Genomic DNA, 20,879 nt, shown 5'->3' with positions numbered 1-20,879 from the left:
CGCGGAAGGCCGCCCGGTAGGCCGGCTGCTGCACCGTCGCCTTCTCCGGGCTGACGGGGAGAATGCGCTCCACGAGTGCCGCTTCCGTGGGCCGCGTCTCTCCGCAGACACACAGCGGCGCCTGCAGGCGGTAGGTGGACACCGTCAAGTCCGGCCGACCCCGCTCCTCCGTCTCTCCGCGGTAGAGCCGCCGCATGTAGCGGTGCACCAGGTGGAGGCGCGGCGGCGGCATGTCATGGGGCTTGTACTCGTCCAACACCACCGGCACGGAGCGCGTCGAGGACAGCAGCTTCACCAACGCAAACTCCGTCTCCGTCACGCTGTAGGCGTCCGAGGCCGGCACCCCGGCCAGCGGCCAGAAGACTTCCGTGCAGGTGCTGGACTTCCCGCTGCCTTGCGTCCCGTACGAGAAGAGAATGGGGAAGGAGCCCACCTTCTCCAAGAGGCGCGGCTTCAGCGGCGTGGCGAAGAACCACCCCAGCATGGGCAGCACCACCTGCGGCGTGTTGATGCGCGGCAGGTACTCGAAAACCGTGCGCGCCACGTCGTGGAAGCTGTCGTCGTCCGTGGCCTCGTAGCGGACACGCGACTCGAGTGACGCCCCATTGGGCAGGTACGCCACGGGCGACGGGGAGACAAAGCCCTCCTTCCCAATGGTGCATCCGGGTGCCACCCACACGTGGTGCGCCCCCTGTTTGAAGTCCCCCAGGACGCTGGTGCCCGGCAGCCGCGGCACCGCACGCCGCGCCACCGCGCGCAGCAGTCCCTGCACGTTGTTGTCGCTGCCCGTCCACTGCGTGTGGACGGAGGGCAGGTGGTGCAGCAGCTCCTTGCGCGAGTTGAAGGCCCGCCTCGGCAGCCGTGCCCCTTCCATGCTGGTGCCCTTGTCCGTGCGAATGTCTCCGAGGAACACCTCCCCCTCCTCGGTTTCGACGACGGCCCTCGCGGTGAAGGTGAAGGAGGAAATCGCCTTCGCTTCTCCGCGCTGCGTCACCGTGTAGTAGCAGTACGCGTCCTCGAACACCTCGCCGTCGATGGTGTCGTCGCCGCTGCTGCTCTTCCCTCCGCCCTTGGTGTCCGCGGCCTCTCCTGCAGCCTGGGTACGCACGGCGCGGGCCATGGACAGCCGAAGCTTCTGCGCGGCCAGGCCCGTGCGCACCTCCAGCAGCGCCAGGTACTTCTCCTGCGCGGACGGCGGACGGTGAGCAATCGCCTCCAGGATGGGCTTGAGGCGGTACTCCACGTCCTGGGCCGGCACGGAGGCCAACGCCTCCACGGCCTTCTCCACGTCGAAGACGACGTCGTACAGCTCGCAGCGCACATCCGGCTCGCGGTTGACGCGGCAGAAGCCCATGCCCTGGAGGGAGTGGCAGGGCGGCGCCACGGCCCCGTCCTCGCGGGCGGTGGCCATCACCTTCTCGTAGGCCTTGCGGATGTAGCCGACGCCGTCCCGGCCCTTCAGCTTCCCCAGGCCGCGCCTGTCGTACTCGAGGACAAGCTCGGTGATTTCGTCGAGCCCCAGCCCCTTGTGCGTGAAGAAGCGCACCATGTTGAAGATGGCGACGCTCCGGTCCTCCGCCCCCTGCTCCCACAGGCGCTGCACCGGGCCGCACATCTCCACCGGGTGCGCCCAGTCGTACTCCCCCGTCTCCGTCCGGCGGGCCTTCACTGTCCCCTGCGGTACCAAGGCGGAGGGCGCCAGCGGCATCGCCACCTGGGCTGGATGCGCCTGGTTCGGCTCCAGCGGCGGCTTCGGCGCTTTCAGCAGGCGCTCCAGGAGCTGCGGATCCTCGACGCGCTCGAAGCTGGCGAGCGCCCGAGCTGCTCGGTGAGGCCGCTCCGCCGACCCCGTCCCCTTCCGGGCGACGGTGCCCACCACCTTGATGATGCGGGCCACGTCGTGGATGGAGTCCACGCGCACGCGCTCGGAGGCGAAGCGGGCACGGAACTCGGCCTCGAAGGCCTTCAGGCCCGCCTGCACGCGCTCGTGGCTCTCGCCCTCCAGGGACTGCGGCGGCAGGGCGAACCAGAGCTGCGCCCCGTTGCCGCTCATCATCAGCCGCGGACGGACGAGGCCCTGCGCTTCACACCAAGCCGCGGCGGCCTCCGCCACCTGGAGCGTCAGCGAGAGCTCGTCCTCGGTGCTGGCCGTGTCCTTGGGGCGCACAGGGTCCAGGTCCACCACCGTGGCCGTCACCACCTCGATGTCTTTGCTGCCCGCCCCGGTCCTCAACGGGCGGAGGGCGTTGGGGGCCAGCCCGAGCAGGCGCCGGGGTCGAGGCTGGATGCCCACGTACACGTTGCCACCGGCATTGGCCGCCACGCAGGCCGCGACGAAGGCCTCCTCGTCGTCGAAGAAGCCCAGGCCGAGAAGGCCTCCGCCGCCCGGGCGGATGACGCGGACTTCGCTGACTCCGTGCTGTGCGTGCGCGAGCCACTGCCAGGTAGCGCGAATGGCGTCGGGGTTGGGAGTGCTTGGAGTGGTGTCAGAAGGTGTCGTCATCGAAGGTGCTCACTCCCTGCATCGGTTCAACGTGCGTTGGCCGCGGCGGCCACTCCCAGCACCGTGGCGTACTGCTGGCGGCGCTCAGCGTGGTGGCGCCGCAAGAGCGGCACCTTCCCGTCGACGAAGTCGATGAGGACGGCGCTCTTCTTCTCCGGGTGGGGACGCATGAGGCGTCCGAGGCGCTGGACGGTGCGTCCACGCGCGCGGCCGGGGTACGCCAGGAAGACGCGCGAGAGGCGCGGCAAGTCGAGCCCCTCATCCGCCAGGCTGGTGGCCACCAGCACACGGACGCGCCCGGCGCGGGCCTGGTCCAGGAGGGCCCTGCGCGCTTCGCGCGGCACCTCGCTCGTCAACGCGGAGGCCGACAGGCCGGCGGCCGAGAGCCGATGCGCCAGCAGCTCGCAGTGGTCCACCCGGCCGGTGAGAACAAGGCACAGGTGGCCTGCCCACGCTTCGCGGGCCACGGCGCCGAGGACGAGGTCATTGCGCGCCTTGTCCTCCGCCAGCGCCTCCAGCATGGGCGCGTAGTCCGCAGCGCGGAAGTAGGGGTAGTCGAAGGCCGTCTCCACGGCGCGCACCTCCGGCACCACCAACACTCCGCGCGCGACGAGGTCCTCGTGCTTCACCACGGCCAGGGGCGCGCCCAGGTACAGGCGCAAGAGCGGCGTCAACCCGTCCTCCCGCTCGGGCGTCGCCGTCAGTCCCAGCCGGTAGCGTGCCGGGCAGCGGTCCACGAGACGGTGGAAGGCGCTGGCGGCGATATGGTGGGCCTCGTCGAGGACGAGAAGGCCGAAGCCATGGAGGAAGGCGTCGAGCTTCGCCTCCTCCCACCGGGCCAGGGACTGGACGACGGCCACGGTGATGGGCCGCACCTCTTCCTCGCCCGCGCCCACGAGGCCCGCCTCCATGCCCAGGCGCTCGCGGACGTGCTCTCGCCACTGCTCCGCCAAGTCCAGGGTGTGGACGAGGATGAGTGTCGGCGTGCGGAGCCGAGAGATTGCGCCGACTGCGAGGACGCTCTTCCCTGCCCCGCATGGCAGCACCGCCAGCCCCTGGGTGGCCTTCGCCAGGCGCTCCACGGCCTCGGCCTGATAGTCGCGCAGAGGCACCACCGGCAGCTTCGCCAGGCGCTTGGGCGGCAGCACCCGCGCGTCCTCGAAGGAGAGCGTCAGGCCGGCCTCGTCCGCGGCCCGGCGCAGCAGGTGAATGGCCCCGCGCGGAAGCACCAGCTCCCGCTCCTGCTGGCGGAAGAAGTACAGCGTCTCGGGCTCCGCTCCCGGGCGCTTGCGCAGCCGCACCAGCTTCAAATACGCGGGGTTTGGAAGGGAGAGTGCCCGGCAGAGGGCCTCCCCCATCTTCGGCGGCACGTCGCCCGCCGCGAGCCGCAGTCCGGCATCCACGCGCACGCGCAGCGTCCTCATGCCGGTGGCCGTGCCCGCGTTGCGCGCAGGCGCTGACGGCGCGGCGCCCACGCTGGAGTCCTGGGCGCGAGAGACAACACGTCCCCCGTCCCCGCGCATTTCGGAGAAGTCTTCCACCATTCTTGTCGTCCTCAGTGAGGCGCGTCGGGGGCACGCAACGGGCCCCCTTCGCGCATGGCTACGGCAACCGACTTCAGCGGGGCGGGCTCACGGCCCGAAGGGGTCCACGTCCGCGGGACTCTCCGCGGAGTATTCCGTGACGAGGGCATCGACGAAGGCGCGCGCCAGCTCTCCCTTCGACGCCGGCAAGTCACGAATGCGCTGCACGCCGAACTTCTGGAGGAAGCGGTCCACGGCCTCGCGCGGCAGCCCCTTCAGAGCCATCGCCATGGCCTGCGCGAGCTTCACGTCGACAGGCTCGCCCGCCTTCGTACTGGGAGCGCCCGTGGGCGACGTGCCGCTCGCCGCAGCCAGCTCCTCGGCCGCGTACAACTTCGGCAAGTCATGCAGGCGCAGCTCCTGAAAGGCCGCCGTCTCTTCCGGAGTGAGCTGCCGGTCCGGGAGGATGGAGTACGTCGTCTTCGGGTCCTTGGCCGCCCCTCTGCGCTTCACCTCGAAGGCCCACTTCTCCATCCCGTACTTCGCGCGCAGCTCCATCAGCGTGTTGAAGAAGGTGACGGCCTGCTCCAGCACCTTCACCTCCCTCGTGCCGTAGACGGCCGCGTTGAGGGCCACACGCAGCGAGGGCTTGTGGCCCTGGGCCTTCAGCTTCTCGTCGAAGGGGACGAACTTGTTGTCGAGGAAGACCACCTCGCGCGGGTGCGGCTCCCCGAGGAAGACGACGACGGTGGTGTCCCCGTCATTCGCCAGCTTCAGCCAGGCGCCGCCCTGCTGCTCGTGCTGCTTCGCCATTGCTGCCGTCTGCTCCCACATGTTGGCCATGGTCCTTCACTCCTCCTTCTGGCAGTGCGTGGTGGAGGCGTAGCGCTCGCGCCGGTACACCGAGAACAACTCGGTGCCGTCCGCAGTGCAGCCCGCCGGTTCGATGTTGAAGTCCGCCGTGCTGTCGACGACGTGCTCGAGTTCCCAGCGGCGGAAGAGGCCCGGCATGCGGACGTAGTCGTTGGCCTGTGCGTCGGCGCACTCGCAGCAGAGGCACGCGGCGCGCCCCGCCGCTTCCGGCCCTGCGTCGCCCCGGCTCACCACCCGGAGGCGGTGCCCGTCGATGCGAGCGGAGAAGCGCACGTATGTTTCATCGTGCTCGAAGTTGTTTCGCGCGGCTGTCTTCATTCAGTCCTTCCTGATTGCAGGCAATACAGGGGCGTTGCCGTCCGCTGGGGGCGGACAGGGTGTGTCGAAGCAGGATTGGATTGGGGCGCGGGTGGCCCCGTTACTCCCCCAAAGTCAGGCGGCGCGCGAAGGGGACATACGATTCGCGCATCCCGTCAGCCGCTCCCTCCCGGTGCCCTCTCGGTTGTTTCAGAATCCACAAACTCTAAAAAGCACCCCCACCCGCCGTTTCGGGACAAGAAATCTTTTTCGGGGATTTTATTCTTCATTTTCCGCAGCCGAGTCAGGGCCCGCCGGACGCGCTTGCGCGCCGTTTCGGGCGACACCCCAAGGCTCGCTGCCACCTCGACAGCGTCCTCTTCGCGAAGGACGAGGGACACCACCAGGTCAGTGTCCTCCCCCGTCAGCGGGAGGAGCCACGCGCGCAGCTCCTCCACCTCGGCGTTGAAGGAGCGGGCTCGCGAGACGAAGGGAGTGAGCCACGGCACCGAGGGCTCCCAGCCATCCACGTCTGCCAGCGACTCAAGGCGCGCGCGACGGCGTTGCTCCACCAGCTCCTTGTGCCACGCCTTGAGGACGTCGCGCTCCGTCCCGCGCACGAGTGTCCCCGCCACGCGTTGGACGCCTGACAAGTTGACGCGTGCCACGAGGCCCATGAAGGACGCGGCCACCGAGGACACCACCTCCGCGGGTGGGTGCTCCATTCGCCTGAGACACCGGCGATACACGCTGTCCAACCCGGGCCACAGGCCCAGCCACAACAACGCTACGAAGAAGCTGGCAGCGGCCCCCGTCTGAACCAGGACGACGAGCCCCGCGAGCAAGCCATCCTTGACGTGAGACTCACCTTCACGCCCGGTGAGAAATGAAACAAGGGCCTCCGGCTGCTCGAAGTCGGCGAGCGCCTCCCAGTTGCGTCGCACCAGGCGATAGGCGCGCTGAGCCTCGGCCGTCCGGAGGGCCACGCCAAGCTCTTGGTGGAGAGCATCCCAGCTACGACTCACAGGTGCATGCCGTCCCGGCCCTGCGCTCGGCGCGCGGGAGGTGCCGGGTGAGTGGGGAGACAAGGCCGAGCCCCGTTGAGGGAATGGCGCCAGTGCCTCCGAGGTGTCCCTGCCTTCCACGGGGAACCTCGTGGCTGCGGCGCGTCAGGTAAAGGAAGAGAAGGGCGCTACACGCACCCGAGCCCCCTAGGGGCCTCGCTACGGCAACAGGAGAGCGGCGTGCCCAACGAGGTCTCGACGCGGCTCCCACGGCGCAGGCCACGCCCATGCTGAACGGCGCGCCGGCCCGTCGGCGCCACCAGCGGGAGCGCGCCACTCGCAACAGTTCTGCACACCCTGCTGAGTTCGGAATTCACGCGGCCCCCGCACACCCAAGGACGACACCGGGCTGAAACATGTCTCAAGCGATACGCACGGCACGATGCAACCTGGGCGTGACGGAGGCGTGACGGCGCGAAGAAAAACGCGCACCCAGGCCCCCCATACCGCCAGCACCCCTCCGCGATTCATGGCGATACTTGTTTTACATGTCTCAAGCCCCTCCGAAATCCCAATACCTAGACAGCCACGCATTCAACGGCACTCTCGCCACACTCAACTTTTTCAGCGAGAACATCCAAGCCGGCTAATGTGACATCGGGGACACGGCGGCGCGCATCTGCGAGTTTCATGCCCGCACGTCGCCACTCGGGCCCCGTCCGCGCGGGAGGATTTGGACCGTCCACGCACTCGGACACGCGCCGAGTGAAACATCTTCTCCCTCTGTATCACCGCTATTGCTTCACGGGAGCGCTGGCTGCTGGCGGGACCTGCGCCCCTCACGCTGAGGAGCGACAGCCTCTGACAGGGCACGGGTGGCGCGGAAGGCGTCAGCGCCAACTCCGGCAGCTCCCGCCCCCCTTCATGCGCGTGGAGGCCGTTTCCGGCCATCCTGCGGCCATCCACAGGCCTTGGCCCTGCCGCGTCCACCCACGACACGTGACCGCTTTGCGTGCGTCTTCACACCCCGCCGCAGCACCTTTCACTCAATGTCTCAAGGGTGGCAGAGGTGGCAGGTGGGTGGCAGTACCATCTGCCACCTTTTTCTTCTTTCAATTCAATAACTTATCTCTTGGTGGCAGTGGTGGCAGTCTTTTTTCAGGTACCCCTACGTAGCGGGCGCGCACATATTTGAATGGCACTATTCAATAGGGAAACCGAAGTCTCACCTCCCCTAGGTAGCATTACCCAAAAAAACACTGCCACCATTGCCACCACTGCCACTCCGTTGATTTCACTGGGGAATTTCGTGGCAGTCTTTCAAAAAGCGCCTGCCACCGGCTGCCACCCCCCTCGGGCCTGCGTCTCAAGGGTGGCAGTGGTGGCAGGAGGGTGGCAGTACCATCTGCCACCTTTTTCTTCTTTTATTTCAATAACTTATCTCTTGGTGGCAGTGGTGGCAGTCTTTTTTCAGGTACCCCTACGTAGCGGGCGCGCGCATATTTGAATGGCACTATTCAATAGGGAAACCGAAGTCTCACTCTCCCTAGGGTGCATTACCCCAAAAAACACTGCCACCATTGCCACCACTGCCACTCCGCTGATTTCACTGGGGAATTTCGTGGCAGTCTTTCAAAAAGCGCCTGCCACCGGCTGCCACCTTTCTGCCACCCGGTGACGGCATGTCCCCGAAATCGCGCCGGAGGCCTTTGCTCTGCCTTATGGCCGCATGTCATTCGCCCCGGAAATCAAAAATAAAATCGGGCGAAATGATTTCCTGTCCGGAATCGAAGGGAGGGGGTGCTTTTAGGAGGTATCGGCAAACACGCGCCGCCGACATCCGCGCATGGCCCTTACACACCACCTCCAGCCCACTCCCGCCCAACAGCGTCCGCCTGGCGTGACGTGCGAAGCCTATGTCCGCGGCGAGGGCAAGCACTGCCTGCACTACCGGCCTGGCGGTGGCTGCACCCTGCCCAGCGTGGGCACCTGCACCGAGTGGCTGAAGGTGAATGGGCGGGCCGCCACCCGTCGTGACGTGGTCGCGCCGCATGTCCCCGCGCCGGCCCAGTCCACCGGAAAGCCCACCCCGACCCCTGTGGATCTCTTCGGCCATCCGCTGACCGAGGCTGGCTCGAAGAAGAACGCCCCAGCCCCCGCCTCCAAGCCCGCGCCTCCAGTTCCGTCTCCCGGTGTGAAGGAGCTGGATGCGGAGGTCCTGCGCGGCCTCACCGACGAGGACATCGCCAGCTTCAAGTCCCTCAACGCCGAGGTGTGCTTCCGCTCCGAGACCTACGGAGAGGTGTGGCTCGTCCCGGCCTACACCGGCCAGGCCCGGAAGGAGCTCACCCCGGAGCATGCCGCCACCCTGGTGCGCGTCCTGTCTGCCTTCCCGGGCTCGCGCGTCATGTCCTTCGAGAAACGGCAAGCCTCCGCGGATGAGGTGTCGCCATGAGCGTGGCCCGAGCCAGTGAAACACACGCAGGTGGCCGCGCTGCCTGTCCCCTTCGACTTGATGTGTCTCTCGAAAAGAGCGTGATGACTGACTCGCGACACGCCACTGCACCGGCCCGGAGGCCCACGTCATGAGCGCACTGCGAAACGAGCATTTGTCATACAGCCGGCTGAGCCGCTTCGAGGCCTGCCCGTTGTCGTACCGGCTCCACTACCTCGACAAACACACCGCAGAGCCCGGTGTGCCGTTGAGCTTCGGGAAGGCGTTGCACGCCGTCCTCGAACGGCTCCTCCAGGAAGCCATCGACACCGAGTGCGCGGGCCCGCTCTCCGAGGCACGCGCCCTCCAGCTCTACCGTGAAGAGTGGGCCGCCTCGGGGCTCTCCGGCCTGGACCTCTTCCAGCAGGGCCTCGGTATCCTCCAGGACTTCGTCCGACAGCAGGGCCGCGTGGACTCCCGCGACATCCTCGCCGTGGAGAAGGAGTTCCGCCTGCCGGTGGGCCCCTTCACCGTCCTGGGCTTCATCGACCGCGTCGACTGGGTGGACGAGGAGACCATCGCCGTCATCGACTACAAGTCCAACCACCAGCTCTTCACCCGCGAGGAGCTGGACTCCAGCCTCCAGCTCAGCCTCTACGCCCTCGCCGCGCGCCGCATGTGGCCCTGGGCGAAGAAGGTGCGCCTCTCCATGTGGATGCTGCGTCACGGCGTGCGGCAGGAGACGACGCGCACCGAGGAGCAGTTGGACGCGGCCCTCGCCTACGTTGAGACGCTGGGCCAGCAGATGGAGACGGCGGAGTCCTTCGCCGCCCGCCTCAACCCCAACTGCGTGTACTGCGACCACCGGCGAAACTGCCCCGCCTACGCCCAGGCGCTGGAGGGACAGCGTGACGTTGTCTGCGAGGACACGTCCGACTTGGAGTCCGTCGCCCGCGAGCGCCAGGAAGTCGCCCACCTCGCGAAGATTCTCGGCGCGCGCAAGGCGGAGCTGGAGGGCGTCCTCCGCGCGCACCTCGCCGAGCAGGACGAACTCGTCCTCGCCGGCACGCGCTACCGCATGTTCAACACCACGAGCCTCGACTACCCGCTGGAGCCCACCGTCGCGGTGCTGGCCCGCGCCACCGGCCTCCCCCGTGAGGAACTGCTGCAGCGCCTCGCCAGCGTCGAGAAGAAGGCCCTCGACGCGGTGCTGAAGGACGCGGGCAAGCGCCTGGGCACCGCCCGCGTCGCGCTGCTGAAGGCCGAGCTGGACTCCCTCGCCGCCAAACACCACTCGCCCAGGTTCTGGGCCAAGGAGGTCGCATAGTGCTGCCCGCTCACCCTGATTCCGACACCACCCCTGTTTCGCCCCTCCCTTCGCTGCTCTTCCCCAGCCTCCCGCCGCACCTGCGGACGCTCTGCTTCATCGACCTGGAGACGACGGGCTTGGACGCCTCCCGGCACGAGGTGCTGGAGGTGGCCATCCTCCGCGTCGACGCGCGCAGCCTCAAGGTGCTGGCGGAGTACGAGGCCCGCGTGAAGCCCACCCGGCTGGCCGACGCGCACCCCGAAGCCCTGGCCGTGTGCGGCTACTCCGACGAGGAGTGGCGGGACGCCCTGTCCCTGCAGGAAGTCTTGGCCACCGTGACGCCGCTCTTGGCGGGCACCCTCGTGGCCGGCCACAACACCAGCTTCGACTGGGGCTTCCTCGTCGAGGGCTACCGCCGCACCGCGCTGACGCTGCCCTCCGTCGACTACCACCGCCTCGACACCGCCAGCCTCGCGTGGCCCCTCCTGGCCACCGGCGAGGTGGAGTCCCTCTCCCTCAACGCCCTGGCCAAGCGCTTCGGCCTCCACCGGCCGTCGCCTCACCGCGCCATGGCGGACGTGCGCTGCACCCTGGAGGTGGCCCGCTGCCTCGCCGTGCGCATGGCCCGAGGCGGGCACATGGAGCGGCTGCTGGAGGAGTCGGGAGGTGTCTCGTGAGTGGCGCTTCCTCTCGTCGCAAGGGCGCAGATTGGGAACGCGCCCTCGTCCATCGCTTCCGCGAGGCCATGCCGGAAGCCCTCATCCGCCGAGGCCTCCAGTACCGCACCGGGCAGGAGATGTCCGACGTCGAGGTGCCGTGCTTCTGGGTCGAGGCCAAGGCCCACCAGCGCACCAACGTCCGCGAGGCCATGCGACAGGCGGTGGAGACGTGCCCGCCGGGCCGGTGGCCGCTGGCCGTGTGCAAGGACGACGGGCAGACGCCCCTCGTCACCATGCAGTTGGACGACTTCCTCGAGCTGGTGCGCGAGTGGTGGGAGGCCCGTCCTCGGTGAGTGACTTCTTCGGCCACCTCCTGGGCCTGCTGCGTGTGGAGGCGCTCTCCCCTCGGCACCACGCCGTCTTCGCGGCTGCGCGCACGCGGCGGCCCGCCTTCGCGCGCCATGCCACGCTCGAATCCGTGCTGGCCGCCTTGGCTGACGCGCGCGAGGAGACGTACCCGGAGCGGGAAGCCCTCACCCGGGCCCTGGTGGCCGAAATGCAGGCCTCCTCCAGCCCCGCGTGGACGGCGGGCCTCGCCGCCGCCTACGCCCCCATGTTGCGGCGCCTGCGCCGCCGCCTCCTCGGCAGCGCGGTGCCCCGGGAGGACCTGGACCAGCTCGTTCTCGCCACCTTCCTCTCCGTCGCGCGCGCCTTCCCTCTCTCCCGCTGGGGTGACTGGACGGCCGTCCGCCTGCGCCAGCAGACGGCGCGCGAGGTGTTCCGGCACCTCCGTAAGGAGCGCGCGGAACAGCACGAGACGTACACGCAGGCGCAGCTCGCCGAGTGGCTGCCGGACACCCGTCATGCCACGCCGGTGGAGAGCCCCAGGAGGCCCAGCGTCCGCCGCAGTTTCGTGAAGCGCGACGCCGTGCTGGTGCACTTGGCCCGGGGCACCCTGCCTCACAGCGACGTCGAGGTCCTCATGGCCACCGTCGTCCGGCGAGAGAAGCTGCGCACCTACGTCAGCCGCCTCGTCGAAGGCGACGCCGCCGAGGCCGAGAGGACGTACCAGCGGTTGAAGCGCCAGCGCACGAGGCTGATGCAACGGCTGCGCACCCAGGTCGTCGATGCGGTGGCCCAGCCCTCCAACGGCTGCTGAGGGAAGGTATGGCCCAGAAGAAGCCCCTCAAGAAGCTGGGGCGCCCCACCAAGGCCGAAGGCCCCCGGCTGCCTCACGACGAGGTGGACCGGCTCCTCGTGGAAGGCGAAGAGGTGCCCACCACGCGGGGCCGTGTGAAGCGGCGCTTCCCCTCTCTCCGCGAGTTGGCCGAGCGCTTCGGCGTCGCCCACAGCGCCGTCGCCAAGTACGCCCAGCACCACGACTGCCTCGGCCGCCGCAAGCGCCTCCTCGCGGGCGAGCCGCCGGACGAGACGCCCGCGCTGGACGAGACGCCCACGCCGGACGAAGCGCCTCCTCCTCCGAAGCGCAAGACGGGCCGCCCCCGCAAGTCCGAGGAGCCCGCGCTACCGCGACAGGAGCTGGACCGCGCCCTCGTCTTCGGCGACGTGAAGACGCTTCCCGACGGCTCCACCATGACGTCCTACGCCTCGTACCGCGAGCTGGCGGAGCGCTTCGGTGTCGCCACCTCGCTCGTCGCCAACTACGCGAAGGAGCACAACTGCCTGCGCCGCCGCGAGGAGGCCAAGACGCGCATCGCCACCAAGGCGGATGCGAAGCTCATCGAGCTGCGCGCCACCGCCATCGCCGTCTCCAAGGACGACGCCCTGAAGATGATTGACGGCTACCTCCTCGGCTTCGAGGAGGCCCTGTCTGAGGGCCGCGTGCGCGTCGACAACCCCACCGACTTCAACACCATGGTGCGCTTGAAGGAGTTCGTCCAAGGCGGCGCCGACTCCCGCCAGGAGCTGCACGCCAGCTTCTCGCTGGAGGGCCTCCAGGCCCGACACGCCCAGGCCCTGCGAGCTGCGCGCGAGACGACGCCCGCCGTGCGCGGCGAGGTGGACGCGGAGGTGACGGCGAGTGACGACGAGGACCTCGACACGGCCTCCTCGGAAAGCCCCAAGGACGACGCCCTCGTGGATCCACCGACGCACGTCGCGGCCCCCGCTGACCCCGACTGAAAGTGCCCACCGGGAAGTGAACGCGGGCACTTTCGCGTTCAGTTTCGCCGTTCACTTTCGCCGCGCTAGGCCTGGCCTGGTCACTTTCCCCCGGGAGCTCCACCTGGCGCGCAGAAGCACACGCCTGGCGCCACGGCCTTCGTAGATTCGCGAGGTTAGCGCGGACAGCCACCAGGTCCATGAGCGCCGCGGTAGGAGTTTGAGCCTGAACTCGCGCCCGGAAGCACACTCCGTCCAGCGGGCCGGACGCCAGCGCGCCGTTCACTTCCCCGGCCCGGGACGCCCTGCTTCGCTGCGCCCCGCTGGCCGCCACGTGGCCCACCTGGCGCGAGCCCCCGGTCAGCCCCGCGCGCCAACGCCTCCGCCGCGTGGCGCCCCGTTCGTGCCCGCGTGTCCCCGCGCGCTTCGCGTCGCAGGCCTTTGTCTTCCTCGTGAGCCCCACGAGCCCCCGAGCTGCCCTCGAAGCACCGGCCCTCCGCCCCGCGCGCACCTGGGCGCGCGTGCCGTTACCAGGGCCGAGCCGAATGGCCGAAAATGCGTAAAGGCGGCCATTCGGCGTCACTGCCCCCACGCTGTTTCGCGCGCTTACGAGACCTCCTTGCGGGCTGAAGCGCCGAGGCCAATGGCCGCTTTCCGCAGGTTGCCGCCACCTGCCGCCCGTCGCGCGGCCCAGCTCCTCCGGAATCACCTTCACCGCCTGCCCAGGCCGGGCGCAACCATGCCTACCGATGACGCCAGCACGCCTACCCCGCCTACCCCTGACGCCAGGGTGGGGGGTGGTGCGTTTTTTCGTGCGGGATGCGCCGCCCGGGCGTGTACCTGGGGCCCTTTTCGAGAGACTCAGGTTCGAAAAAGTGAACACCCCGCGACTGATCATTTCAGCCCGGTAAGTGAACGCCTCGCGCTGTTCACTTTCACCGGCTGCGGCTGGGGTGGCCGGCGCGAGCGTTGCGCACGTCCGCCCCTCACCGCCTCCGCGCGGCACCCCGGCCCAACCAGGGGCTCTCGCGGGCGCTCAGCGCGGAGGCGGCATTCCCCCTCAGCAGGGCAAGTCCTGCGTCACTCGCACCAGCTCGTCGTCCGAGGGGTGCGTGTAGATGACCGTGGAGTCGATGCTGCGCTGGCGCGCGAAGCGCTGGGTGAGGCGGATGTCCTTCGTTCGCCGGTACACCCCGGTGCACGCGGTGTGGCGCACGGCATGGAAGTTGAGGTGCCGCTCCAGGCCCGCGCGCTGCTGCCACACCGCGAAGCCGTGGCGCACCTGCCGCGTGGACAGGCGCAGGCCCTTGCGGCTCAGGAAGAGCGGCGCTTGGGGACCCACGTCGTGCCCCAGCGCGCGCTTGAGTCGCAGCAGCTTCTCCAGCTTCGCGCGCACCGTGTCCGAGAGGACGACTTCCTGGGGGCCAGGGTGCCGACGACAACCCTTGAAGACGCGCAGCGGCACGTGCCGACGTGCGCGGCTCCGCGCGTCGAAGATGTCCCCAACGTTGAGGGCGACCAACTCGTGCTCGCGCAATCCCGAGGCCAGCGCGAGGCTGTAGAGGCAGTGGTCCCGGAACCCATCCCGGTGCAACCCCGTGGTGCGCAAGAGCAGCGCCACCTCCTTCTCCGTGAGGGTGCGGGGTGCGCGGGCGACAGCAGCATAGGCAGACATGGCGACTCCGTCGTGATGAGGACGCGGCCATGCACGCTCTGTCGCCCCGACAAGACAAGTCATTAGCCGCACGACCCATTGAATCCACCGCCGGGGCCACAAGCGGTCCTGGCCTCCCCCACCCTCAGCAAGAAGGAATCCCTGTGAATCAGCTTGTCGCGTTCACCTTCGAGTCGCACCACGTCCGCGTCGTCATGGACGAGCAAGGTGAGCCATGGTTCATCGCCGCCGACGTCTGCGCGGCGCTCACCATCAACACCGAGCAGACACGTCGCCTCGGAGGCGACGAAAAGGGTCTGCGTGCTGTGCAGACCCCTGGAGGCCCGCAGGAGATGACGGTCGTCAATGAGCCCGGCCTCTACGTGCTCACCTTCACGAGTCGCAAGCCCGAGGCTCGGCGCTTCAAGCACTGGGTGACCCACGAGGTGTTGCCCACCCTCCGCAAGACTGGCAGCTACACGGCGCCAGGCACTCCATCACCGCACCCGCTCCCTGCGCTGCCCCCGCCGCTCCAAGTCCAGGTGCTGGCCCACCTGGAAGTGGCCAGGACACTCGCCTCCTTCGTTCCCGGGCTCAAGCCGGAGCTGGCAGCGGCCTGCGCGCTCGATGCCATCCATCAAGACACGGGCCTGACGATGGAGCCTCACCGAAAGGGGCTGCCGGCCGCCGCCGCGCCACCCGCGCGGCTCAACGCCACGCAGCTCGGCCAGAAGCTGGGGCTGTCCGCCCGGAAGATGAACCTCCGCCTGGAGGCATGCGGACTCCAGCGGCGCAACGAGCGCGAAGAGTGGGAGCTGACGGACGCGGGCCGGGACTACGCCGAGGCCGTCCCCTTCAGCCGCAACGGCCATGCCGCCTACCAGCTCCTCTGGCGCCCCGAGGTGCTCGGCGTCCTCGAGGATGCCGCTCGCTCCTCGTCGATGAGCCTCGGCCTCGGCTGAAGGAGGACACCGTGACACTCGGCATCGTCAAACGCACCGAGGATGACCTCACCCAGTGGCTCGCCACCGAGTCTGGATTCATTTCCGGGCTGTGCCAGTACGACAACGAGCCAGTGGTGCTGGAGCCGTACCAGCAGTCTTTCCTCGGCAACCGCTCCCGATTCAGGTGGGTGGCGAAGAGCCGCCAGGTGGGCTTCTCCTTCTTGTTCGCGCTCGAGGCCCTGGCGCGGTGCCACCTGCGCGACGGCCACACGTCAGTGTTCGTCTCGTACAACTTGAGTGACGCCGTCGAGAAGGTGCTCATCGCCCGACAGGTGTACGAGGAGCTGCCGCTCGCATTCAAAAAGAAGCTCGTGACGGATGCGAAGACGGAGCTGGCCTTCGAGTCGAACTCCCGAGGCCGACGCCTCTCGCGCATCATCTCCGTTCCCGCCAAGCCTCCGCGCGGGAAGCGCGGCGATGTGTACCTGGACGAGCTGGCGCACCTGGTCAGCGACCGCGAAGTCTACACTGGCAGCACCGCGCTCATCCTGCGCTCGCATGGACAGCTCACAGGGGGTAGCACCCCGCTCGGCCGGCGCGGCATCTTCTGGGAGATAGACACCCAGGAGCTGCGCAAGTACCCGCACCACACCCGCCAAATGGTGCCCTGGTGGCTGTGCCGCTTCTTCTCCCTCGACGTGCGGCGCGCCGCAGTGGAGGCCCCTCTCATGTCCACCGAGGAGCGCGTCGCGCGTTTCGGTCGCCCCGTCCTTGTCGAGCAGTTCGACTCCTTGCCCCAGGAGGACTTCCAGCAGGAGTTTGAATGTCTTTTACGTCGACGAGTCGTACTCCTTCCTCCCCTACGAGCTCATCCTCCCGTGCACCACCGACGAGTTGCCGCTGGCCCAGGACGCCTCCGACGTGCCCGTGCCCCAGGGGCGCCTGGTCGCGGGCTTCGACGTGGGCCGCACCCGAGACCGCTCGGAGCTGGCCGTCTTCGAGGAGATGGCGGGCCGCTTCACGTGCCGCATGATGAAGAGCTTCGAGGGTGTCCCCTTCGCTGAGCAGGAGGCCCACCTCCGCAGGCTTCTCTCCGTCCTGCCCGTGGCGCGCCTGTCCGTCGACCGGAGTGGCATCGGCATGAACCTCGCGGAGAACCTCGCTCGGGACTTCCCCCAGGTGGTGGCGGAGAACTTCACGAACGAGTCCAAGGAGCGCTGGGCGACCGATTTCAAGATTCTGCTCCAGCGAAGGGACGTCACCCTGCCGCGAGCGCGTGAGCTTGTCGGGCAGATTCACTCCATCAAGCGCCGCGTGCTGCCCTCGGGGAAGGTGTCCTTCGACGCCGAGCGCACCAGCCGCGGGCACGCGGACAAGTTCTGGGCCGTGGTCCTGGCCTGCCAGCGCGAACGGGGGCCGGAGCGACGAGGTAGCGGGGAGATCGGCGTGCGCGTGCTTGGCTGAGCACGTCCGCCTCCCCCGCTGTCCAGCGTCGCGCGACGCAGCTCCGGGCTCTTGAGCCGGTCTAGCGCCGGGCCCAGCAAATCCGGACCCTAGTCATGTTCCCTCGCCATGGTCGCCGCAGGCATCAACCTCGTGCCTGCCTCTTCCGCGCCGAGCCTTAGATGTTCCGCGGCCCTCGGACGCAAAGGGCCGCGAACAGCCCCATGGAGCAAGCCTCGACCGGCATGGCGCTGGGAGGCGTCCGCTCCCGAGGGACGAACCATGAAGAAGGACAACCTGGATACCAGCGAGAGGCACCACAAGCTCCTCCTCGTCGCAGGCCTGATTCTCCAACTGCTGCAGCTCCTGCTCGCCTACGCCGCCTTCCGCGCCCAGTCCTAGTCCGACCGGACCGGAACGGTCCACGGTGGGCAGCCCATGTTGGGCTGCCACCCCCTGGACCTCGACGCGGCATCCGTCCACGTCGCTGCCACCCCCTGGACCTCGACGCGGCATCCGTCCACGTCGCTGCGCACCTCGCTCGGCAGTCTCGTAGGCAGGGGAGCGGGTAGCACCAACATCCAAGGGCTCAGCGCCCCGCTACCGTTCGCGCCTTCACCTTCAGGTACGCTTGGCGCCGGAAGGGGTACGTCGAGCAGATGCGGCGCCATGTCCACACCTCGCTCCGCGTCCACCACTGCGCAGGCGCCTGGAGTCCGACGTCCCGCAGGTTGCCGAAGCCACGGTAGCCGACACCGTCGAGCCCAAAGCCAGCGTTGGACTCCAGCACCAGCACCTTGTCCGTCCCCGCGTGGAAGTCCACGGCGAGGAAGGTGTGCCCCGAGCCCCACTGGCTGCGCCACCCCTGGATGAGTGTCCAGGGGTGGGGAGGCACGTCCGCAGACGGCGCCAGCAGGGCCATGCCGGACTCGACGGCTGCCGTCACCGGGGAGAAGTAGTCCTGGGTGGAGGCGATCATCATCTGCCGGTGGCGGCGCATGTCCCACGAGAAGGCTGCGCCGTGCACCTCGGAGAAAGCCTTCACCAGCAGGGCCTCGACGAAGGTGCAGCAGTTGTTCAGCCGGGGCGGCGCGAGTTGGACACGAACGCCCGGCAGCGCCCACGGGTAGTACGCCCGGCTCACGTCGTACCTGTAGTCGAGGAACGCCCCCAGGAGCGTGGTGAGCCGCTCCTCCAAGACGGCTAGTGGCTCGTTGTCCAACAACAGCCGGGCCATGGCAGGCGCGCGCTCATGGGAGACGAGCGTCGCGTAGCGCTGGGTGCGCCAGCGCGTGCACACCCAGGTGTCGAGCCCGCGCAACTGCGGCACCAGCAACCGGACGTAGTCGGTGTCGGGCGTGGGGTGGCGAGCCTTCTCCTCGAGCACGAGGTAGTCGCCCGCTTCGACGTAGCCTTCGGGCTGCGTGCTCGTGTCCGGCAGCGCGAAGCCGCGCAGGCGCGCGGGCAGTTTCGCGACACGGTAGGTGTCCATGGTGTCTCCTCCACGTTGAAGAGGGGTTCCAACGTGTTCGCCATGGACGAAGAGACAGAGCCGGTCCTGCCATGAGGAGCGGGGTTCGTGCGGCCCACTCTTCGCGCGGGTGCAGCGCGCGTCAGGGCACCCAGTCCGCGTCGGGCGCGTCGTCATCGTCCGCGCGCCACGCGCCACAGTGGATGCAGAACACCCATCCCTCGTAGCCGGCCTGGGCAGCAGGGTGCTCGGGGTACTCCTCGGCCGTCACGAGGTAGCCATTCGGATGATGCGTCCCGTCCTCACGCTCCGGGCACCCGCATGGGCACGTCGTCACGTCGGCCGTCGTGGCGGCAACGTCACCGGCGGGCGCGATGCCGCGCGCGTCCTCTTCTCGCATCAAACACTCCGGGTTTGAATTCATCAGCAGCCCTCCCAATCGTCTCTGTGACACTCGGCAGCGCAGGTGCCTTCACGCATGCGCTTCGGCTCGCGCGCGGGCTCCCGCGTCAGCCGCAGGTGTCGCCAATAGCGCTCTGTCCTCCGACGAAGGCAACTCATTGATGCGCGGGCCTTGAGCGAAAAAGCGCGCGCCCGATGTCCCCGAAATTGGGCCCGAGGCCTTTGTCCTCGTTGGAGGTGAGGCGCGCGGCTCCCAACGCCCTCTCAACGTCGAGGGCGCCCCTCCCACCGCGCGCCTTGCCTCCACTTGGTCCGGGAGGCCCGTGTGCAGAGCGTCGTCAGAGTCTTCGTCCTCGCCTCCCCCTCGGGCGCGCCACACCCCGGGCCGGAGTTCACCGTCGAGGCCTCCACCCACGACGGACTGCTGGAGGCAGTCCACGCCGAGTTGGCGGCACGCGGCCAGCGCGTGCGCGCCGTCTCTCACACCCCCACGGGCCTCCTGGCTTACGCGGAGGACCGTCCGTGACAGTGCCTGCGGAAGTCCACCAGGCCGAGGAGCGCCTCCAGTCCATCCTGAAGGCGGTGGTGGTGGGCGCCCGCGTCGACGAGCCAGCCAGCCGCCCCGGTGGCGAGGACGCCTTGGCCTTCAGCGAGGCCGGCGCCCTCCAACCCCCGTATGAGCCGGAGGCCCTCTGCCTCCTCGTCGAGCACTCCAACTCGTTGAGGCAGAACGTCGACGCGTACGCGACGAACATCGACGGCTTCGGGTACCGCTTCGAGCCCGCCATCGACTTCGACGCCGACGGCGCCCGGGAGAAGGTGGCCGACGCCATGGCCCTGGAGCGCCTGGCTGCGCGTGACGCGGGCACGCTGCCCTCGGGGACGCCCCCGCTTCCCACGGACGAGGAAGTCACCGCCCATGCCGAGGCAGTGCGTCAGCAGGCCCGGGTGGAGAAAGCCCGCCTGGAGTCCTTCTTCGACTTCTGTTGCTTCGACGGCAGCTTCGTCGAGTTGCGTCGCCGCACCCGCCATGACTTGGAGGTGACGGGCAACGCCTACTGGGAGGTGCTGCGCGACGGCAAGGGCGACATCGCCCGCTTCGTCTACGTGCCCTCGTACACGGTGCGGCTCCTCCCTCTCGACAAGGAGGCCGTCGAGGTGCGCGAGCGCGTCCGCATCTCCGCCGTCAGCTTCGACACGGTGAGCACCCGTCGGCGCCTGCGCCGCTACATTCAGGTGCAGGGCAGCGAGCGGGTGTACTTCAAGTCCTTCGGGGATACGCGCGTCATCTCCCGCCTCACCGGCCGCGCCTTCGCGGATGTCACCGCCCTCAAGGCCGCGGACGCCTCCGACGGTCCCGCCACGGAACTCATCCACTTCGCCATCCACTCGCCGCGCTCGCCCTACGGCATTCCGCGCTGGGTCGGAACCCTGCTGTCCGTCCTCGGCTCCCGGCAAATGGAGGAGGTCAACTACCTCTACTTCAACAACAAGTCCGTCCCGCCCCTGGCCCTCCTTGTTTCCGGAGGGCGGCTCTCCGACGCGACGGTGCCGCGCATCGAGCGCTTCATCGAGGAGAACCTCAAGGGCAAGGCCAACTTCCACAAGATTCTCATCCTCGAGGCGGACGGCGCCGGCACCGGCGACGGAGGCCGCGCGAAGATTGAGCTGCGGCCCCTGACGGACGCCCAGCAGCAGGACGCCCTCTTTCAACAGTACGACCAGCGCAACATCGACAAGGTGGGCAGCTCCTTCCGCCTGCCGCCGCTGCTGCGCGGCGACGGACGGGACTTCAATCGCTCGGTGGCGGAGGCGCAGTTGCGCTTCGCTGAGGACCAGGTGTTCCAACCTGAGCGCGACGAGTTCGACTTCCTCCTCAATCGCAAGGTGCTCGCGGACATGGGCGTGCGCTTCTGGCGCTTCCGCAGCCAGACGACGGCCACCCGAGACCCCGAGCGCATGACGGAGATGGTGGAGCGCCTGGTTCGCGTGGGCGTGCTGACACCCGAGGAGGGCCGCCAGTTGGCCGGCGACATCTTCCACCGCGAGTTCCGCAAGATTGCGGATGACTGGGTCCGACGCCCCCTCACACTCACTTTGGCGGGCATCCAAACCCAAGGTGTCGCTCGGGAAAATGTAGCGGACGACTCAGGCGCCCGCGCCGAGCAGCAGCTTGGGCTGCTGAAGGATGCGCGCTTCCTCGTCTCGCTCCGAGAGGAGCTTGTTGCCGAGGAAGACCGCC

At 68.5% G+C, this 20,879-nt stretch carries 19 protein-coding genes; 11 read left to right on the top strand and 8 right to left on the bottom strand.

All coding sequences use genetic code 11. The features are described 5' to 3' along the window. The 5 genes from HUW62_RS34475 to HUW62_RS34455 all read right to left on the bottom strand — a co-directional run. Positions 1–2,503: hypothetical protein (locus HUW62_RS34475; RefSeq protein WP_176436837.1), on the bottom strand; the 2,503-nt coding region annotated here is incomplete at its 3' end. Between the two features lie 26 nt (positions 2,504–2,529). Then, positions 2,530–4,047, bottom strand: a complete 1,518-nt coding sequence (locus tag HUW62_RS34470; RefSeq protein ID WP_176436836.1) for a DEAD/DEAH box helicase — start codon at positions 4,045–4,047, stop codon at positions 2,530–2,532. 87 nt (positions 4,048–4,134) lie between these two features. Then, positions 4,135–4,869, bottom strand: coding sequence for a hypothetical protein (locus HUW62_RS34465; RefSeq protein WP_176436835.1), 735 nt, complete (start codon positions 4,867–4,869; stop codon positions 4,135–4,137). A 6-nt stretch (positions 4,870–4,875) separates the two neighbouring features. Beyond that, positions 4,876–5,217 carry a hypothetical protein gene (locus HUW62_RS34460; protein ID WP_176436834.1) on the bottom strand — a complete coding sequence of 114 codons (342 nt, stop codon included), beginning with the start codon at positions 5,215–5,217 and terminating at the stop codon, positions 4,876–4,878. A 155-nt stretch (positions 5,218–5,372) separates the two neighbouring features. Continuing rightward, the gene (locus tag HUW62_RS34455) at positions 5,373–6,182 is read right to left on the bottom strand and encodes a sigma-70 family RNA polymerase sigma factor (RefSeq protein ID WP_176436833.1); all 810 of its coding nucleotides are present in this window, start codon (positions 6,180–6,182) and stop codon (positions 5,373–5,375) included. A 1,864-nt stretch (positions 6,183–8,046) separates the two neighbouring features. Between HUW62_RS34455 and HUW62_RS34450 the strand changes: the two genes are divergently transcribed. The 6 genes from HUW62_RS34450 (at position 8,047) to HUW62_RS34425 (ending at position 12,744) form a co-directional block, all read left to right on the top strand. Continuing rightward, entirely contained in the window at positions 8,047–8,655 is a 609-nt protein-coding gene (locus HUW62_RS34450; RefSeq protein ID WP_176436832.1) for a hypothetical protein, read from the top strand. Positions 8,656–8,785: 130 nt separating this feature from the next. Beyond that, positions 8,786–9,961 carry a PD-(D/E)XK nuclease family protein gene (locus HUW62_RS34445; protein ID WP_176436831.1) on the top strand — a complete coding sequence of 392 codons (1,176 nt, stop codon included), beginning with the start codon at positions 8,786–8,788 and terminating at the stop codon, positions 9,959–9,961. Further along, positions 9,961–10,620 carry a 3'-5' exonuclease gene (locus HUW62_RS34440; RefSeq protein WP_176436830.1) on the top strand — a complete coding sequence of 220 codons (660 nt, stop codon included), beginning with the start codon at positions 9,961–9,963 and terminating at the stop codon, positions 10,618–10,620. Before HUW62_RS34445 ends, HUW62_RS34440 begins: the two co-directional genes overlap by 1 nt. Continuing rightward, the gene (locus tag HUW62_RS34435; RefSeq protein ID WP_139919005.1) at positions 10,617–10,955 is read left to right on the top strand and encodes a hypothetical protein; all 339 of its coding nucleotides are present in this window, start codon (positions 10,617–10,619) and stop codon (positions 10,953–10,955) included. The genes HUW62_RS34440 and HUW62_RS34435 overlap by 4 nt, the downstream gene beginning before the upstream one ends. Beyond that, complete coding sequence (locus tag HUW62_RS34430) at positions 10,931–11,761, top strand: hypothetical protein (RefSeq protein ID WP_176436829.1); 831 nt, start codon at positions 10,931–10,933, stop codon at positions 11,759–11,761. Before HUW62_RS34435 ends, HUW62_RS34430 begins: the two co-directional genes overlap by 25 nt. An 8-nt stretch (positions 11,762–11,769) precedes the next feature. After that, positions 11,770–12,744: an AT hook motif domain protein gene (locus HUW62_RS34425; protein WP_176436828.1), complete on the top strand. Its 975-nt coding sequence runs from the start codon at positions 11,770–11,772 to the stop codon at positions 12,742–12,744. A 1,039-nt stretch (positions 12,745–13,783) separates the two neighbouring features. Here the strand turns inward: HUW62_RS34425 and HUW62_RS34420 are convergent. After that, entirely contained in the window at positions 13,784–14,398 is a 615-nt protein-coding gene (locus HUW62_RS34420; protein WP_176436827.1) for a tyrosine-type recombinase/integrase, read from the bottom strand. Positions 14,399–14,541: 143 nt separating this feature from the next. Here HUW62_RS34420 and HUW62_RS34415 point away from each other — a divergent pair, with 143 nt between their 5' ends. Genes HUW62_RS34415 through HUW62_RS34410 form a run of 3 tightly spaced genes read left to right on the top strand, consistent with a single transcriptional unit; the run spans position 14,542 to position 16,785 of the window. Then, positions 14,542–15,339, top strand: a complete 798-nt coding sequence (locus tag HUW62_RS34415; RefSeq protein WP_176436826.1) for a BRO family protein — start codon at positions 14,542–14,544, stop codon at positions 15,337–15,339. 11 nt (positions 15,340–15,350) lie between these two features. Then, positions 15,351–16,385 (top strand): terminase, encoded by a 1,035-nt coding sequence (locus HUW62_RS49170; protein ID WP_368670543.1) that lies wholly within the window; start codon positions 15,351–15,353, stop codon positions 16,383–16,385. Further along, the gene (locus HUW62_RS34410; protein ID WP_255203814.1) at positions 16,327–16,785 is read left to right on the top strand and encodes a terminase; all 459 of its coding nucleotides are present in this window, start codon (positions 16,327–16,329) and stop codon (positions 16,783–16,785) included. The genes HUW62_RS49170 and HUW62_RS34410 overlap by 59 nt, the downstream gene beginning before the upstream one ends. 568 nt (positions 16,786–17,353) lie before the next feature. On the opposite strand, the gene HUW62_RS34405 is transcribed toward HUW62_RS34410, so the two are convergent. Next, positions 17,354–18,256: a hypothetical protein gene (locus tag HUW62_RS34405; RefSeq protein ID WP_176436825.1), complete on the bottom strand. Its 903-nt coding sequence runs from the start codon at positions 18,254–18,256 to the stop codon at positions 17,354–17,356. Positions 18,257–18,377: 121 nt separating this feature from the next. Next, on the bottom strand, positions 18,378–18,635 hold the full coding sequence (locus HUW62_RS34400) for a hypothetical protein (protein WP_255203813.1): 258 nt from the start codon (positions 18,633–18,635) through the stop codon (positions 18,378–18,380). Between the two features lie 327 nt (positions 18,636–18,962). On the opposite strand from HUW62_RS34400, the gene HUW62_RS50145 reads away from it, so the two are divergent. Further along, positions 18,963–19,163 carry a hypothetical protein gene (locus HUW62_RS50145; protein WP_368670542.1) on the top strand — a complete coding sequence of 67 codons (201 nt, stop codon included), beginning with the start codon at positions 18,963–18,965 and terminating at the stop codon, positions 19,161–19,163. Continuing rightward, the coding region (locus HUW62_RS34395; protein ID WP_368670541.1) for a phage portal protein at positions 19,160–20,879 on the top strand (1,720 nt) is incomplete at its 3' end. The genes HUW62_RS50145 and HUW62_RS34395, both read left to right, overlap by 4 nt.

The sequence above is a fragment of the Myxococcus sp. AM011 genome, assembly GCF_013372595.1.
Classification (GTDB): Bacteria; Myxococcota; Myxococcia; order Myxococcales; family Myxococcaceae; genus Myxococcus; species Myxococcus eversor.
Note: the sequence above shows the minus strand (reverse complement) of the source record. Positions and strands in the feature narration are given on the sequence as shown.